This is a genomic window from Luteimicrobium album (genome assembly GCF_030161555.1).
GTDB lineage: Bacteria > Actinomycetota > Actinomycetes > Actinomycetales > Cellulomonadaceae > Luteimicrobium > Luteimicrobium album.
In genome coordinates, this window is the sequence record NZ_BSUK01000001.1 from 1,626,729 (window position 1) to 1,641,340 (window position 14,612).

16 protein-coding genes are annotated in these 14,612 nt (G+C 71.8%); 3 read left to right on the forward strand and 13 right to left on the reverse strand.

Features of this window, described 5'->3' with window-relative positions; genetic code table 11:
* Nucleotides 1-110: 110 nt before the first annotated feature.
* Together QQK45_RS08445 and QQK45_RS08450 are read right to left on the reverse strand one after the other, a co-directional pair.
* Nucleotides 111-836: a DNA-3-methyladenine glycosylase family protein gene (locus tag QQK45_RS08445; protein WP_284292880.1), complete on the reverse strand. Its 726-nt coding sequence runs from the start codon at nucleotides 834-836 to the stop codon at nucleotides 111-113.
* Entirely contained in the window at nucleotides 833-1,039 is a 207-nt protein-coding gene (locus QQK45_RS08450; RefSeq protein WP_284292881.1) for a hypothetical protein, read from the reverse strand. The genes QQK45_RS08445 and QQK45_RS08450 overlap by 4 nt, the downstream gene beginning before the upstream one ends.
* 209 nt (nucleotides 1,040-1,248) lie before the next feature.
* Here QQK45_RS08450 and QQK45_RS08455 point away from each other — a divergent pair, with 209 nt between their 5' ends.
* A complete protein-coding gene (locus QQK45_RS08455) occupies nucleotides 1,249-1,794 on the forward strand; it encodes a VOC family protein (RefSeq protein WP_348525180.1) in 546 nt (181 codons plus the stop codon).
* A complete protein-coding gene (locus tag QQK45_RS08460; protein WP_284292882.1) occupies nucleotides 1,761-1,943 on the forward strand; it encodes a PLDc N-terminal domain-containing protein in 183 nt (60 codons plus the stop codon). The genes QQK45_RS08455 and QQK45_RS08460 overlap by 34 nt, the downstream gene beginning before the upstream one ends.
* Here the strand turns inward: QQK45_RS08460 and QQK45_RS08465 are convergent.
* From QQK45_RS08465 to QQK45_RS08515, 11 genes are all read right to left on the reverse strand, one after another.
* Entirely contained in the window at nucleotides 1,933-3,120 is a 1,188-nt protein-coding gene (locus QQK45_RS08465) for a low temperature requirement protein A (RefSeq protein WP_284292883.1), read from the reverse strand. The genes QQK45_RS08460 and QQK45_RS08465 overlap by 11 nt on opposite strands.
* A 119-nt stretch (nucleotides 3,121-3,239) precedes the next feature.
* Nucleotides 3,240-3,959 (reverse strand): alpha/beta hydrolase, encoded by a 720-nt coding sequence (locus QQK45_RS08470; RefSeq protein ID WP_284292884.1) that lies wholly within the window; start codon nucleotides 3,957-3,959, stop codon nucleotides 3,240-3,242.
* Nucleotides 3,956-5,203, reverse strand: coding sequence for a glycoside hydrolase family 1 protein (locus tag QQK45_RS08475; protein ID WP_284292885.1), 1,248 nt, complete (start codon nucleotides 5,201-5,203; stop codon nucleotides 3,956-3,958). Before QQK45_RS08475 ends, QQK45_RS08470 begins: the two co-directional genes overlap by 4 nt.
* Nucleotides 5,200-7,260 (reverse strand): beta-galactosidase, encoded by a 2,061-nt coding sequence (locus QQK45_RS08480; protein WP_284292886.1) that lies wholly within the window; start codon nucleotides 7,258-7,260, stop codon nucleotides 5,200-5,202. The genes QQK45_RS08475 and QQK45_RS08480 overlap by 4 nt, the downstream gene beginning before the upstream one ends.
* A complete protein-coding gene (locus tag QQK45_RS08485; protein WP_284292887.1) occupies nucleotides 7,257-7,445 on the reverse strand; it encodes an ABC transporter permease family protein in 189 nt (62 codons plus the stop codon). Before QQK45_RS08485 ends, QQK45_RS08480 begins: the two co-directional genes overlap by 4 nt.
* Nucleotides 7,442-8,194: a carbohydrate ABC transporter permease gene (locus tag QQK45_RS08490; protein ID WP_284292888.1), complete on the reverse strand. Its 753-nt coding sequence runs from the start codon at nucleotides 8,192-8,194 to the stop codon at nucleotides 7,442-7,444. The genes QQK45_RS08485 and QQK45_RS08490 overlap by 4 nt, the downstream gene beginning before the upstream one ends.
* Complete coding sequence (locus QQK45_RS08495) at nucleotides 8,194-9,123, reverse strand: carbohydrate ABC transporter permease (protein WP_284292889.1); 930 nt, start codon at nucleotides 9,121-9,123, stop codon at nucleotides 8,194-8,196. The genes QQK45_RS08490 and QQK45_RS08495 overlap by 1 nt, the downstream gene beginning before the upstream one ends.
* Nucleotides 9,120-9,569, reverse strand: coding sequence for an extracellular solute-binding protein (locus tag QQK45_RS08500; RefSeq protein WP_284294983.1), 450 nt, complete (start codon nucleotides 9,567-9,569; stop codon nucleotides 9,120-9,122). Before QQK45_RS08500 ends, QQK45_RS08495 begins: the two co-directional genes overlap by 4 nt.
* On the reverse strand, nucleotides 9,455-10,219 hold the full coding sequence (locus QQK45_RS08505) for an extracellular solute-binding protein (protein WP_284292890.1): 765 nt from the start codon (nucleotides 10,217-10,219) through the stop codon (nucleotides 9,455-9,457). Before QQK45_RS08505 ends, QQK45_RS08500 begins: the two co-directional genes overlap by 115 nt.
* Complete coding sequence (locus tag QQK45_RS08510; protein WP_284292891.1) at nucleotides 10,117-12,150, reverse strand: FAD-dependent oxidoreductase; 2,034 nt, start codon at nucleotides 12,148-12,150, stop codon at nucleotides 10,117-10,119. The genes QQK45_RS08505 and QQK45_RS08510 overlap by 103 nt, the downstream gene beginning before the upstream one ends.
* A 107-nt stretch (nucleotides 12,151-12,257) precedes the next feature.
* The gene (locus QQK45_RS08515) at nucleotides 12,258-13,277 is read right to left on the reverse strand and encodes a LacI family DNA-binding transcriptional regulator (protein WP_284292892.1); all 1,020 of its coding nucleotides are present in this window, start codon (nucleotides 13,275-13,277) and stop codon (nucleotides 12,258-12,260) included.
* A gap of 242 nt (nucleotides 13,278-13,519) precedes the next feature.
* On the opposite strand from QQK45_RS08515, the gene QQK45_RS08520 reads away from it, so the two are divergent.
* Complete coding sequence (locus tag QQK45_RS08520) at nucleotides 13,520-14,611, forward strand: peptidyl-prolyl cis-trans isomerase (RefSeq protein WP_284292893.1); 1,092 nt, start codon at nucleotides 13,520-13,522, stop codon at nucleotides 14,609-14,611.
* The last annotated feature ends 1 nt before the right edge of the window (nucleotide 14,612 follow it).

Consider the following 14,612-nt stretch of genomic DNA (forward strand, 5'->3'; position numbering starts at 1 on the left):
GGGGAAGTCTGTTCTTCCGACCGGCTCTGAAGCACGTTTTCGCCCGCCTCGGCGCACCCGGGAGGCACGAACGGCTCGTCCCCCGGTTGGACGGCGTCGTCGGCGGCGTCTCAGCGGTGGCGGTGGTCCTCGAGCGGGACACGCGGGCCGCGACGCACGCCGCGCGCGTAGCCCGCGAGCAGCAGGTGCTTCGCGGCCCGGTGCCGCTGCCCGCGGTACGGCTCGAGCAGGGCGAGCATGCCGTCGTCGTCGACGCGCTCTCCGGTGAGCGCCCAGCCGACCTGGCCGGCGAGGTGGAAGTCGCCCACGGCGAGCGCGTCGGGGTCCCCGAACGCCCGCTGAGCGGCCTCGGCCGCCGTCCACACGCCGACGCCCGGGACGGACTGCCAGCGTCGCCGCGCGTCGTCCGCGGGGAGGCCCGCACACCGTTGCAGCGACGCGGCCACGCGTGCGCACGCCACGACCGTCCGCGCGCGGCCCGGGTCGATCCCTGCGCGGTGGAAGTCCCACACGGGCACCGCCGCCCAGACCTCGGCGGTCGGCGGGACGCGCATCCGGTCGGCGACCGGGCCGGGTGCGGGCTCGCCGTGCCGGCGCAGGAGCCAGCGCCACGCGTCGTGCGCCTGACGGGTCACGACGCGCTGCTCCATCACGGCCGGCACGATCGCCTCGAGGACGTTCCCGCTGCGCGTCATCCGCACGCTGCGGGTCCGGCGCCAGGCGTCGTGCACGCGGCCCGGAGGCGGGTCGAAGTCCTCAGGGTCGTCGTCGCCGAGCAGCCCCGGGACGTCGGCGAGCGCCGCCTCGGCGCCCGGCCCCCACGCGGTCGCCGTCACGGTGGCGGGACCGGTCGCCAGGATCCGCAGGGTCGCTGCGCCGTCGGGGTGCGGGTCGCCCGCCAGACGGCGCCGTCGGGCCCCACCTGGAAGGCCGGGTCGAGCGGGCCGCGACGGTGGGGGAGGAGCGTGGCGCGCACGTCGACGGGCGCGGCGAGCCGGAACGAGCCGGTGGCCACGAGCGGTCGGGCGGGGGCGAGCACGCACCCATGGTCACACGCGCGACGCTCCTCCCGCCGAGTGCGCAACTCTTGTGCGGCACGCCCGGCGTGTCGCACAAAAGCTCCGCACTCAGCGTCTCGGCGGGTGAAGGACCGATGACTGCGCGACGCTGGACGGGTCGGTACGAGCGGGCCGGACCCGCCGGCCGCACCCGGGCGGCGTCGTCGGCCGGGCACTGGAGGTGAGCATCATGGCCGCACTGTTCGACCGCTGCTTCAGCGGTTTCTCCGTCGACGACCTCGACGCCGCGCAGCACTTCTACGCGGACGTCCTGGGGTTGCGCGTGGAGCGCGACGAGATGGGGATGCGGATCCTCGTCCCGGGCGACTCGGGGATATTCATCTACGACAAGGGAGTCGCGCACCAGCCGGCGTCGTTCACGGTCCTCAACTTCCCTGTGGCGGACGTGACCGCGAAGGTCGCGGAGCTCACGGCGCTCGACGTCCAGTTCGAGCGCTACGCCGGCTCGCCGATGGCGACCGACGACGACGGCGTCTTCCGGGGCGGCGGTCCGCTCATCGCGTGGTTCACCGACCCCGCGGGGAACGTGCTGTCCGTGGTCGAGGAGGGTAAGCGCGCCGTCGCGCGCACCCGGGGAACCGCGCGTAGCGTCGTCGGAACGATCGTCCGACCGACACGGGAGGGGTGCCCATGGCCCGGAAGAAGTCCTGGAGCGAGCTCAGCGGCGGCAAGAAGCTGCTGGTGGTCGTGGTCTCGCTCGCGCAGATCTCGCTGACGGTCGCGGGCTACCGCGACCTGGCGAAGCGGTCCGCGGACGAGGTCGAGGGGTCGAAGCTCGCGTGGGGCGTGGCGATGCTCGCGAACTGGGTCGGCCCGATCGCCTACTTCGCGAAGGGGCGCAAGGGCCTGGGTCTCAACGACTGACGCGCACGCCGGGCAGGAGCGCGGCCACCTGCTCGACGGCCACGACGGCCACGACGACGGCGGTCGTGAGGCTCAGGACGAGCAGCGGCGGTCCGCTGTGCGCGCCGACGGTCACGTCGACGAGCGCGAGGACGCCGAGCAGCGGGACGACGTGCACCTCGCGCAGCAGGAGCCACCGGAACAGCTCGAGCGCGAGCAGGTAGAGGGCGGCGCCGCCGGCGAGAGCGGCCGAGGCGGCCCAGCCGGCCGCGCCGCCGTCGTCGACGCCGGCGAGCAGCAGCCGCAGCCCGAGCGCGACGGCGACGATCCCGACGACGAGCGGGGCGTGCCCCAGCACGTAGCCGTCGCGCGCGAGCTCGGCCCGACGACGCGCGGAGGCGGCGGCGAGCACGTCTCCGGCGGCGCCCGAGAGCCGCGCGGAGTACGCCGACCACAGGGTGGCGGCGAGCAGGAAGCCCAGGCTCCCGGCGGCGACGGCGGGCCACCGCATCACGTGGTCCCCGGCGCCCGTCCCCGCGGACACGAGCGTCTCGCCGAACGCGATGATCACGACGAGCCCGTGGCGCTCCACGAAGTGGCCCGTGCTGATGACCCGCCAGCCGCGGTACCCGGAGGTGAGCCGCCCGCCCGCGTAGTCGACGAGGAGCGCGCACGACCACAGGACCGTCTGGTCCGTCCCGCCCAGCAGGGCCCCGGTCACGAGCAGGACGGCGGACACGGTCTGCGGGACGGCGTCGATCGCGATCTGCATGCGCAGGCGGGCGTCGTCTCGCGCCGCGGCCCGGAAGAGCAGCACGTAGGTGACACGGACCCCGGCGAACGCGAGCGCGAGGACGAGCGGCGCGTCGAGCGGGCCGCCGTCGTCCTGCCAGGCGCCGGGTGCGACGACGCCCGCGAGGAACAGCCCTGCCATCGCGGCGACCATGCCGAGCTTGATGAAGCCGCGGTCGGCGCGCACCCGGTTGCCGAGCCACGTGAACGCCGACCACGCCCACCACAGGAGCAGGAGCAGCACGACCCCCTGGACCGGCGCCGCCGCGGTGCGGTCCTCCTCGAGGTAGGCCACGACGCGCGTGATCGAGAAGACGAACACGAGGTCGAAGAAGATCTCGAACATCGTGACCCGGTGGCCGGCGTGGACGGGAACGACGTCGCGCAGCCGTCTCGCGGGCGTCACGGGACGGGGTGCGCCTGCAGGGCGAGGCGGGTCGTCGTGGTGTCCATGGCACGACGATCCGCCCACGGGGCGGCGGGTCGCGTCCGTCGGGCACCCTGGCCGGGTCCCTGGTGCGGGACCTACCTTCCGATCCCGTGCGAGCGGAGCCACTGCAGCGCCGTGGGCCGCCAGCTGCGTCCGTCGGGGAGGGCGGCGAGACCGAGGCCGTGCTCGCCGCGGGGGTAGACGTGCGCCTCGACCTCGCAGCGCGCGTTGATCAGCGCAGCTGCCAGGGCCACCGTGTGCGACGCGGGCACGACTTCGTCGTCGGCCGTGTGCCACACGAAGACAGGCGGAGTCGTGTCGTCGACACGTTGCTCGACCGACAGGGCACGTGCGAGCGTGGCGCGCTCTCGGCCCGGCGCACCCGACAACAGCGACTTCCGTGACCCCTGGTGAGGTGATCGGACCATCGAGACGACGGGGTACCCGAGCAGGACGAGGTCAGGTCGCGCGCGATCCGGCCCAAGCTCGGCGGTTGTCGCCGTGGCCGCGAGCCCGGCGAGGTGGCCGCCGGCCGAGAAGCCGAGCAACGCGACGGGCCCCATCACCGCGCCGTAGCGGCCGGCACGAACGTCCGCGACGGCACCGAGGACCTCGCCCAGCACGATCGAGGCCGGGGACGGGTCGACCGTGTAGTCGAGGACGCCCGCCCGGATCCCCTCGGACGCGAGCCACTGCGCCACCTGGATGCCCTCGTGCTCCGCGCGCAGGCGGTAGCCGCCGCCCGGGAGCACCACCACGAACCCGTCGCGGTGCGCCAGCGCCGGATCCCCGAGTCGGAGCGGAGGCGCCGTCACGCCGCCGAGCCACGTGCCCGAGGTCGAGACGGTACGACTCCCGTGCGAGCGACGTCGCCCAGCCAGCGGAGCGACGGCTTCGGTCGCCGCTCGAAGGTCTCGCGGTCCCAGGCCACGAGGCCGAACGTCGGGTCGTAGCTGCCCCACTCGTAGTTGTCCAGCAGCGACCAGTAGAGGTAGCCGCGGACGTCGACACCGTCGTCGAGGGCCGCGCGAACCCCTTCGAGCGCCGCTGCCGTGTGATCGATGCGTCGTTCGTCGTCGCGGGTGGCGAGGCCGCTCTCGGTGACGATCAGAGGGGTCCCACGCCCGAGCTCCCACGAGTGGCGCAGGGCGTTGCCGAGCGCGGCCGGGTGGTACTCCCACCCCAGGATGTTCGTCTCGACCCCGGGCGGCAAGGGGAGCGGGCCGTCCGGACCGATGACGGTCCGGGAGTAGTTCTGGACCCCGATGAAGTCGTCGCCCGCGGCGGACTCGGTGAAGAAGTCCTCGCGATAGTAGCCGTAGTCCCGGGCCACGTCCTCGGCCCCGGGCAGCGGCTGGAAGTCCTGCGTCCCGATCGTCCAGCCGGTGAGCAGCCCGCCAGACGAGGCCAGGACCTCGCGTGCGCCGCGATGGGCGCGAACCAGGACCTCGGCGACGTGCACGTCCGGCTCGGGACGGCGCGAGGCGAGCATCTCGACGGCCTCCCAGTCCCGCAACGAGGCGAGCATGTTGGGCTCGTTGATGGTGCACACCCAGGTGACGTCGTCGAGCACGGGCAGGACTCGTTCGACGTAGCGCGCGAACAGGTCGGGGGCATCGTCCTCCCGCCACCCGCCGCGCCGCGCGAACCACAGCGGGTTGGTGCAGTGGTGCAACGTCACCATGGGCTCCACGCCGCGGGTGCGGCACGCGTCGACCATGCGCCGGTAATGGTCGAGCTGGGCTCGCGAGAACGAGCCCTGCTCCGGCTCGATGCGCGCCCACTCCACGGAGAACCGGTACATGCCGAGACCGGCGTCCGCGACCAGCGCGACGTCCTCGGGATAGCGGTGGTAGGAGTCCACGGCGTCGTCGCTCGGCTCGGGCAGGTCGCTGTCGCGGCGATGCTCTCGCGTCCACCAGTCCGACGTCGTGTTGTTGCCCTCGACCTGGTGTGCGGCGGTCGCGGCGCCCCACCAGAAGCCGGCAGGGAAGCGGAGCTCGGGCGTCGAGGCAGTTCCCGCGTCGTCGGGCGCGGGCGCCCGCCCTGTGGTGATCATGCGTCCTCTCCGTCGAGTTGTCCGTCGAGCTGCTGGTGCGAGGATGGGACCTCGTCCACCACCAAGACGCCGCCGGCCTGGATCTCCGTGACCCCTGACAGAAGCCGGCCCGAGACGAGGTCCCTCCCGTGGACGTCGACCTTGCCTGCGTGCTCGAGGTGGCTGAGGCAGAAGAGGAAGCTCCGGCCCTGGCCGCTGCGTCGGACGAGGTCGATCCCGGCGTCGGCGGCTGCAACGGGCAGCACGCCGGCCCGCGCGACGACGTCCTGGAGCAGCCGCGCGAGCGCTGCCTGCTCGAGGACGCACGACACGTAGGTCACCGTCCCTTCGTCGAGCGCGCGCCGGGTGATCGCAGGCAGCCCCGAGAGCGGCCCGCTGGCGTACGCCGCGACGACCTCGGTGCCGTCCGCGACGTGCACGTGCTCGGTCCAGACTCTGACGACGCTCCCGTCGTCGAGGTCGACCGTCTCGTGCTCCTGCAGCGGAAGGAACTCCTCCGACCATGCCCCCAGGAGCCCGCGGAACGCGCCGGGGTAGCCGCCGGGGATCACCCGTGCCGTGTCGTCCACCACGCCGGACAGTGCTGTGACCACCACGTGGGCGCCGCGGCGCGCGGCATCCTCCAGTCGCCCCGCGAGGCCGCTGTGAGCGAGATATGTCGTCGGCACGACGATCACGCGCCTGTCGTCGAGCGCTGCCCGCTCGGCCGCGTCCGCGGCCGGGACGACGTCGACGGCGACCTGCCGGTCGAAGAGCGCCGTGTAGGCGGCCGCCGGGACGTCGGCGTAGCGGACGTCGACGCTGGGCGGCCGAGCTGCCTCCAGCGCCCACTGCGACGGGACGTCCCACAGCAGGACCACCTGCGCGCGTTCGACGCGCGTCCCCTGCACGGGCGCGAGCCGTCGCAGGACGTCGCCGAGCTCGACGACCTCGCGCCACACGCGGGTCCCGGTCCCGGCGTGCGGGAGCATCGCGGAGTGGAACTGCTCGCTGCCCGCCAGCGACGCACGCCACTGGAAGAACATCGCCCCGTCCGCGCCGCGTGCGACGTGGGTCAACGAGTCGCGCAGCATCTCGCCGGGCTCCTTGGTGCGGTTCCTGGCCTGCCAGTTGACGGCGCTCGTCGAGTGCTCCATGAGGAGCCAGGGCTCGCCACGCGCGAGCCCGCGGGTGCGGTCCGCGCTGAGGGCGAGCTCGACGTGGCGGCGAGAATCGGCCGCGACCGTGTAGTGGTCGTTGGCGACGAGGTCGACGTGGTCGCGCCACGTGGCGTAGTCCACGGCATCCTGCGCCTGCGCGACCATGAAGTTGGTCGTCACGGGCACGGCCGGGGTGACACGCCGCAGGATCTCGACCTCGTGGCGATAGTGGCCGAGCAGAGCGTCCGAGCAGAACCGCCGGTAGTCGAGAGCGAGCGCCGGGTCGGGCGGGTTCCGCGACGCCCGCGGCGACTGGACGTCGTCGAACGAGGACAGCCCGTGCCCCCAGAACGCGGTGCCCCACGCCTCGTTGAGCGTGCCGACGTCGCCGTAGCGGCGGGCGAGCCAGGACCGGAAGCGGCGAGCGCACGCCTGGCAGAAGCATTGGGCGTTCTCGTTTCCGAGCTCGTTCGACACGTGCCACAGGCGCACGGCGGGATGGTCACCGAACGTCTCGGCGACGTGCGTGACGATACGTTCCGCCTGCGCGGAGAACACGTCCGAGCTGGGACACCAGGAGAGGCGCCCACCAGCGGGCACCCGGCGGCCGTGCGCGTCCTCGAGCTGCATCTCCGGGTGCGCACGCACGAGCCACGGTGGCGGTGACGCGGTGGGTGTCGCCAGGTTGACGCCGATGTCCGCGTCAGCCAGCCGGTCGAGCACACGACCGAACCACGCGTCGTCGTACACACCCGGGTAGGGCTCGAGCGCCGACCAGGCGAAGATCCCGAGGCTGACGCGGTTCACGCCGGCCTCGCGCATCAGGGCGACGTCCTCCTCGACCGTCTCGGCGGGCCACTGCTCGGGGTTGTAGTCGGCGCCGAAGACGAGGGCGCCCGGGGCGGGTCTCGTCCTCATCCCTTCACGCTCCCGTCGGCCAGGCCGGAGATGAAGGAGCGCTGGTTGAAGAGGAAGACCGCGAGGACAGGGAGCGTGATGAGGACTGCGCCGGCCATCAGCGGGCCGTACTGGACGTTCCCGGTGGCGTTGAACTGCGCGAGCGCGAGCTGGACTGTGTAGGCCTTCTCCGAGGTGGTCGTCACGAGCGGCCAGAGGAAGTCGTCCCACGTGCCGGTGAACGAGAAGATGGCGACGACGGCGAGCAGGGGCCTCGCGAGGGGAGGTAGACGCCCCAGAAGATCCGCAGCTCGCTGGCGCCGTCGAGGCGCGCCGCCTCGGCGAGCTCGCCCGGCATCGTCGAGAAGTACTGGCGGGACAGGAAGATGTTCATCGCGCCGACGAGGTGCGGGATCGAGATACCGAGGAGCGTGTTGAGCAGGCCGGTGCCGCCGACGCCGAACAGGTCGTTCCCGCCTGTGAGCGGGATCGACCTCGTCATGAGGAACAGCGGGATCATCGTCACCGAGACCGGGATCGCGGTCGTCGCGACGATGGCGAAGAAGGCGACGCCGCTGCCCGGGAACTTGAGGCGGGCGAAGGCGTAGCCCGCGAGCGGCGCGACGATGCAGTTCACGAGCACGGCCAGCGCGCCGACGACGAGCGAGTTGCCGAGCGCGCGCAGCAGGTCGATCTGGTGCAGCGCGGCGTCGAAGTTGGCCAGCGTGGGGTGGGCCGGAAACAGGCTGACCGAGCCGAAAGCCTGGTCCTCGGGTGTGAACGCGAGCGAGAGCATCCACATGAAGGGGACGAGCACGAGCACGGTGACGACCACGAGGAGCGCGATCCGTGTCGAGTTCGCCGCCCGACGCTGGCCGCTGCGCGAGAGTGTGCGGCGGGCCGTGCCGGGCCCGTCGCGGCGCCCGGTCGCCGGTGTCAGGGTCTGGGTCGCCATCAGCGGGACCTCCCGAGCATGCCGCGCACCGAGATCACCGAGAGCCCGCCGATGAAGGCGAAGAGCACGAACGCCATTGCGGCGGACGAGCCGAACTGGTTGTACTGGAACGCGGTCGTGTAGATGAGGTAGTTGACGGTCGTCGTCGAGCCGAGCGGACCGCCCTGGGTGAGCACGTAGATCTCGGCGAAGCTCTGCGCCAGATAGATGATGTCCATCGCGACGACGAACACGAAGATCGGCCGCAGACCCGGCAGCGTGACGTAGCGGAACTGCGCCCACGGCCCGGCGCCGTCGACGCGGGCGGCCTCGTAGAGGTCCTTCGGGATGGACTGGAGCCCTGCGAGCACGAGGACCATGTTCGAGCCGAGCGCTTTCCAGATCCGCATGACGGCCGCGGCTGCGAGCGCCCAGTGCTCGTCGTGCAGGAGGTCCTGCGACGGCAGCCCGAGGTGGCCGAGCACCTCGTTGAACAGCCCGTTGGGCGAGTACATCCACAGCCAGATCATCGAGACCGCGGTGAGCGAGACGATGTTCGGGATGTAGAGCGCGGAACGCACCGACCCGACGCCACGGAAGGGTCGGTTGACGAGCAGCGCCAGCCCGGTCGCGATCGCGACGGTCAGGGGTAGCACCATGACGACGAACAGGGCCGTCACCTTGAGCGCGTTCCCGAACTCGCCCGACGTGAAGATGTCCGTGTAGTTCGACAACCCTGCCCACTGCGGCGGTGTCCTGCGCAGCGGGTTGTAGCTGGTGAAGCTGAGCCAGAGCCCGTAGACCACGGGGACCAGGCTGAAGACGAGGATGTACAGCATCGCCGGTGTGGCCATGCCGAGGCCGGCGAGCGACTGTCGGGTCCAGCGTCGCGGCCGGCGGAGTTCCGCCGGCCGCGACGCGGTCCGACCCTGGACGGGGGTCGTGGTCATCGGCTCTTCTTCAGCACGGAGTCGACCTCCGTGCTCATCTTGGCGAGGGTGTCCTTCGTGGAGAGCTTGCCGTTGAGGGCCTGCTCGAGGTACGTGTCCATCGTGTCGCGCGCCTGGACCCAGCCGGCGACGTTCGGGTTGGGAACGAACTGCTTGAACGCCTGGAGCGCCGCCTGCAGGACGGGCGAGTCCTTGACGTAGTCGGAGTCCGCCGCCGAGGTGCGGACCGGTAGGCCGCCGAACGACTGGACGTACTGCAGGTTGACGTCCTTGCCGACCATGAACTCGATGAACTGCCAGGCGAGGTCCTTGCTCTTGGAGTCCTTGTTGATCATGAGGCCGGGACCGGCGCCACCGAATGCCTCGCCCTGCTCGCCGTCGGCGAGCTTCGGCGGCTGGATGACGCCGAGGTCGAGCTTCGGGTTGGCCTGCGCGATCTTGACGATGCCGTTGACGTTGAGGTTGGTGATTGACGCAGTGTCGAGGACGAGCGGCTGCTGCGCGGGGGATTGGCCGAGTACGTGACACCGATGCCGGTCGCGACCGGCTTGTTGCCGTCCCATCCGCGGTAGAGGCTCGTGTAGTAGTCGAGCGCGGCGGTTCCCTGCGGGGAGTTGAACGCGGTCGTGCCGTCGTCGTTGAGCTGCGTCCCGCCGGCGGAAGCGAGCAGCGTGGCGAAGGACTGCTGGCGTCCGATCGGGTCAGTCGCGAGCAGGATGCCCGACCGGGTGATCTTCCCGGACGAGTCGCGCTTGGTGAGCTTCGCGGCGGCGTCGCGGATGCCCTCCCAGGTCGTCGGAGGGTTGTCCGGGTCAAGGCCCGCCGCCTTGAAGTCCGCCTTGTCGTACGCGAGGAGCTGACCCTGCATCTGCAGCGGCACGAGGTACTGCTTGCCGCCGACCTGGCCGCCGGGGAGTGCGGCCCCGAGGTCGTCGCGGTCCGACTGGCTCAGCTTGTCGACGTACGGGGTGAGGTCCTCGATCCGGTCGTTGGTCACGAGGTCGGCGACGGCCGCCGGGCCGTTGCCGAACACGTCGGGCGCGGTGCCCGCAGCGAGCGCCGCAGAGAGCTTGGGCGACAGGTTGTCGTAGTCCACGTACGTGACGTCGACGTGCGCCCCGGTCTGCTTCTCGAACTCGGGGACCAGCGTCTTCTCGACGAGCTTGGACTCGTTCGGGTCGTTGCCGGGGAACCAGACGGACAGGCTCTTCGAGCCTGAGGTGCTTCCTCCGTCGTCGCCGTCACCCGAGGCGCCGCCAAGACCGCAGCCGGCGAGAGCGATCGCCGCGCTGGCGACGATCGCCCCCGCGGCCAGTCGCGGGCGGAGCGTGAGTGCCCTTGAAACTGCCATAGTTTCCTCCTTCGGTGGTGCGTCGGTCGTCTGCGACCGCTCGCGTCAGTTCCGAATGGTGCGCGCCCACTCGGGCCATTCGAGGCAGAAGCCGAGCTCCTGCGAGAGGTGACGCTGGAAGTCCGCGAGCAGTCGCTCGTCGGCCCGGATCCCCCGGGGGCGACCTGGTGGTCCAGCGCATAGGACGCGGCCGCGCCCGCGGCCTCTCCGATGTTCCACTCCACGGGGTGCAGCCGATAGCAGCCGTTCGTGATGTGGGTCGTGCCGATGTTCTTCCCGCCGGCGAGCAGGTTGTCAACACGCCGCGGAAGCAGCGCTCCGAGCGGGATCTGGAACGGGTAGCTCGAGACGTCCACGTAGGTGCGCGGGTGCTCGTGGCCGTCACGTCCGGTCGAGGGATGCAGGTCGATGCGATAGGAGCCCACGCCCACGGTGTCGTGGAAGGTCGCCGCGCCGTCGGGGAGCCCGGCTCGCTCGCGAGCCTCGACGCCGACGTGCTCCTCGAGGACGCGGGTCTCGGCGAGGAGTCGTCGCGACTCCCGGATGTATGGGCGCATGGCCAGCCCGTCTGGGGTGCCCGTGACGTCGGGGCGCAGGCGCAAGCCCCGATAGCCGTTCGTGCCGTCGAGCGTGGGTGCCTCGGTCTGCATCCAGTAGACGAACGACAGGGCTTGCTCGCGCGCCTCGGCGAGGCTGCGGTCGCGTGTGGTCTCGTCGACACCGAGCAGTGGCCCCCGCCAGTAGTCGACCTGCGGCCAGTTCACGACGGTGATGTCGGACCGGTAGCGTCCGGCCGGGTAGTGCGCGGAGGACAGGACGCGGCGGAAGTTCCAGCGGTCGCGGTGCACGCCGCCCCGCGGGGAGTCGGGCGCCGCGAAGATCGCCTCGGTGCGCTCCTCGAGCGTGGTGGGCAGCACGTCGGTCCAGCTGAACAGCGGGCCCGGCCAGAACTCGGGCTTGTAGTCGCGCCAGGCGTCGTACCCGGCCGGGCGCTCGATGGTGTGGTCCTCGCCTGGCAGGTAGTCGAGCGCGAAGCACCACGTGATGGCCTGCTGGTCGAGCGGAGCCGCAGGCCCGTCGACCGCGTGGAGCTCGCCCGTGTCGTCGCGTGACTCCGCGCCGATCACGTGCTCCACGCCGCCGAGCTCCAGCAGGTCGCCGAGCTCGGTCGCATCGATCACGTACGAGGCGACGAGGTCGTGCTCGTCGCCGGATCGCCGGTCGCGCACCGTGACCGACGCGATGCGGTCGCCATCGGTCGTGACGCGGACGGGCTCGTGCTCGCGCAGGACGACGAGCCGTCGATCGGCCTCGTACGGCGCGAGCATCTCGTCGATGGCCGCGAGCGCGGCGCGCGGCTCGTGGCACAGCGCGCTCACCCCACCCTGGCCGGGGTTCAGCCGGACCTCGGACGCGGCAGCCGGCGACAGCGGGTAGCTGCGGTGGTAGTAGGCGCGGATGCGGTCGCGGAGCTCGGCGTACGACCTCGTGCGCCCGGTGGCCTCGATCCACGGGTGCTCGTCCGGGGGTACGAGCTGACTGGTCAGCTGGCCGCCCAGCCACGTCGACTCCTCGGTGAGGACGACCCGCTTGCCCTCACGTGCGGCGGCCAGGGCGGCTGCTATGCCACCCAACCCGCCCCCGACGACGGCGATGTCTGCCTGGTACTCGCTCACTCGTGCTCCTTCGCAGTGGTTCGAGGAGTGATAGTAGCGCTTTAGGTGATGCGCATCAACTACCCAGGTTTCACTGCTCGCGATGCCGTGGCGGCCGATCGGAGGTCTCAGGCGGGGACGTGGACCTCGACCGGGAGGGTCGTGCGCTGAGGGCCGGCCCCGGGCTCCGTGATGAGGCGGACGAGGAGGCGTACCGCCTCCCTGCCCATCTCCCGGCGCGGGATGACCAGCCCGCCCAGTCGCGCTGCAGCTTCCTCCTCGGGGGCACCGCCGAGGCTCAAGACCTGGAGGCGTGCGCCCGACGGCCGCGAACGAGCGACCTCGTCGACGCCGACGGCGTGCCGGGAGTTCTCGACCAGCAGGCAGTCGACCGAGTGCTCGCTCGCCCAGGTCACGAGCTGGGCGTAGTCCAGCAGCGACGGCTCCGGGGGCAGGGTCGCGAAGGTGGCGTCGTCTCGCTGGTTTGTCGGGCTGGCGCCGAGCGCCTCGCGAAAACCTTGCTGTCGCCCGGGTACGAGCTCGGGGGCGGAGGAACCGCGGACGAACGCGACGGTCCGCCCCGAGCGCAGGATCCTGTCCGTGAGCTCGCGTGTCGCCGAGCGGTAGTCGGCCGCGACGTACGACAGCTCGACCCCTGGGATCTCGCGTCGTCCGATGAACACGAACGGGTAGGCCTCGGCGGCGAGACGGCGGATCTCGTCGGCGGACTCGTCCCACCCGGCGAGGACGCCGCCGTCCGCGAGCTGCATGCCGTTGGTGCCCTCGGGGTAGAGCGAGCGCTGGCCCGCCTTGTCCTTGGCGGCGGTGAGCAGCAGCAGGTTGTAGCCCTCTTCCTCGGCCGCCTCCTCTACGCCGACCAGGAACTCGTAGAAGAAGTCCTCCTTGGCGAGAGGGAAGATCCGTTGAAAGGTGAAGACGCCGATCAGGCGGTTGGTCCCGCCGGCGAGGCCGCGGGCCGCAAGGTTCGGGGCGTAGCCAAGCTCCTGCACGGCCTTCCGGACGCGTTGGCGGGTCGCGTCCGAGACCCGGATGTTGCCGTACTGGCGGTCGTTGATGACGGCCGAGACGATGCTGACGGAGACGCCGGCCTGCCGGGCGACGTCCGCCTGGGTGGGACGCCGACGCACCCTGGGGGCGACGTCCGTGCCCGTGCTCGTTTCGTCCCGACGTCCCGCTGTGCCCACTGTGCCTCCTGCCGAGCGGCTGTCGCCGCGGTGCGTGCGCCGACAGCGGCGCTCTCGGCATCGAGCCGACCTTATCGCTCTCATCGCGACGCATCTTGCGACGCGCATCACGTGAAGCGCTACTATCATTCGGGCGATGGACCGCACCACCGCCGGTCCCACCAGCCGAGGGCGAAGGAGCCGTCGTGGGCACGCGAACAACCTCGGGTCGACCTCGCTGCCGGCCCGTCGAGCGAACGAGCAGGCGGTGGCGCGCCGCGGCCTGGCTGCCGGCGGCCGTGATCCTCGCATCGGCGCTCGCCGCCACGGGCGCCTGGGCCGTCGCGCGGTCGGGGACCGCGGGGACTGCGGAGCACCGAAGCCCGATCGGCGTGTCGACGCCGCCCTCCACCGGCGCGGCCATGCGGTCGCCCCACGCGGACACCGTCGTGGCGCGGGTCGATGGGCACGCGATCACCGCAGACGAGCTGCGCACCTCCGCGGCTGTGTCCGGTGCCGACCTCACAACCGCGAAGGGACGGCGCTCCGCGCTCTACGACATCGAGCGCTTCAAGGTCGCGCAGATCGAGGCGGCGTCGCGGGGACTGGTGACCGCCGTCGACTTCGAGGACGTCCAGCGCGAGCTGGCGAAGGAGAACGCGTCGCGCGCCCAGGACGAGGCCGGCGGCGGGGTCGTCTACGGCCCGTCGTCCTACAACCTCGCGACCTACTACGCGCGCGTCGAGACAACGGTCGAGCAGCAGCTCCTCGACGACCTGGTCCGTACCGGCGAGATCCGTCCGTCAGACGCCGCGCTCCGCGCGCACTACCGCGCACACGTGGCCGAGTACCCCGTCACCGCCGGCACGCTGACAGTCCGGACCGTGCGAGCCGACGACTCCTCATCCGGTCGCCGTGCCGCCGGCAGCACGGCCGCCGCCGTGTCCGCGGGCACGTCCCTCGAGGGCGCGGCCCGCGCGCACGGGCTCCACGCGACCGTGCGCTCCGAGAGGCTCGACCTCGCCGACGCCGATCTTGCGCGGACGCGCCCGTCCCTGGCCGCCGCCGCGCCGGACCTCGAGCCCGGCCACGCGACGGTCGTCCGTGACGACGCCGACGGCGGGCTACTCGTCGTCCAGGCCGTGAGCCGCACGGCAGGTGCCGCGCCGACCTTCGAGGAGGTGAAGGACGAGACCCGAGTCCGTTACGAGCACGACCAGTACAGCAAGCACGTAGATCGGCTGGTGAGCAGGGCCCACGTCGACGTCGACGTCGACCTCAGCCGCGCCCTGCCCTGAT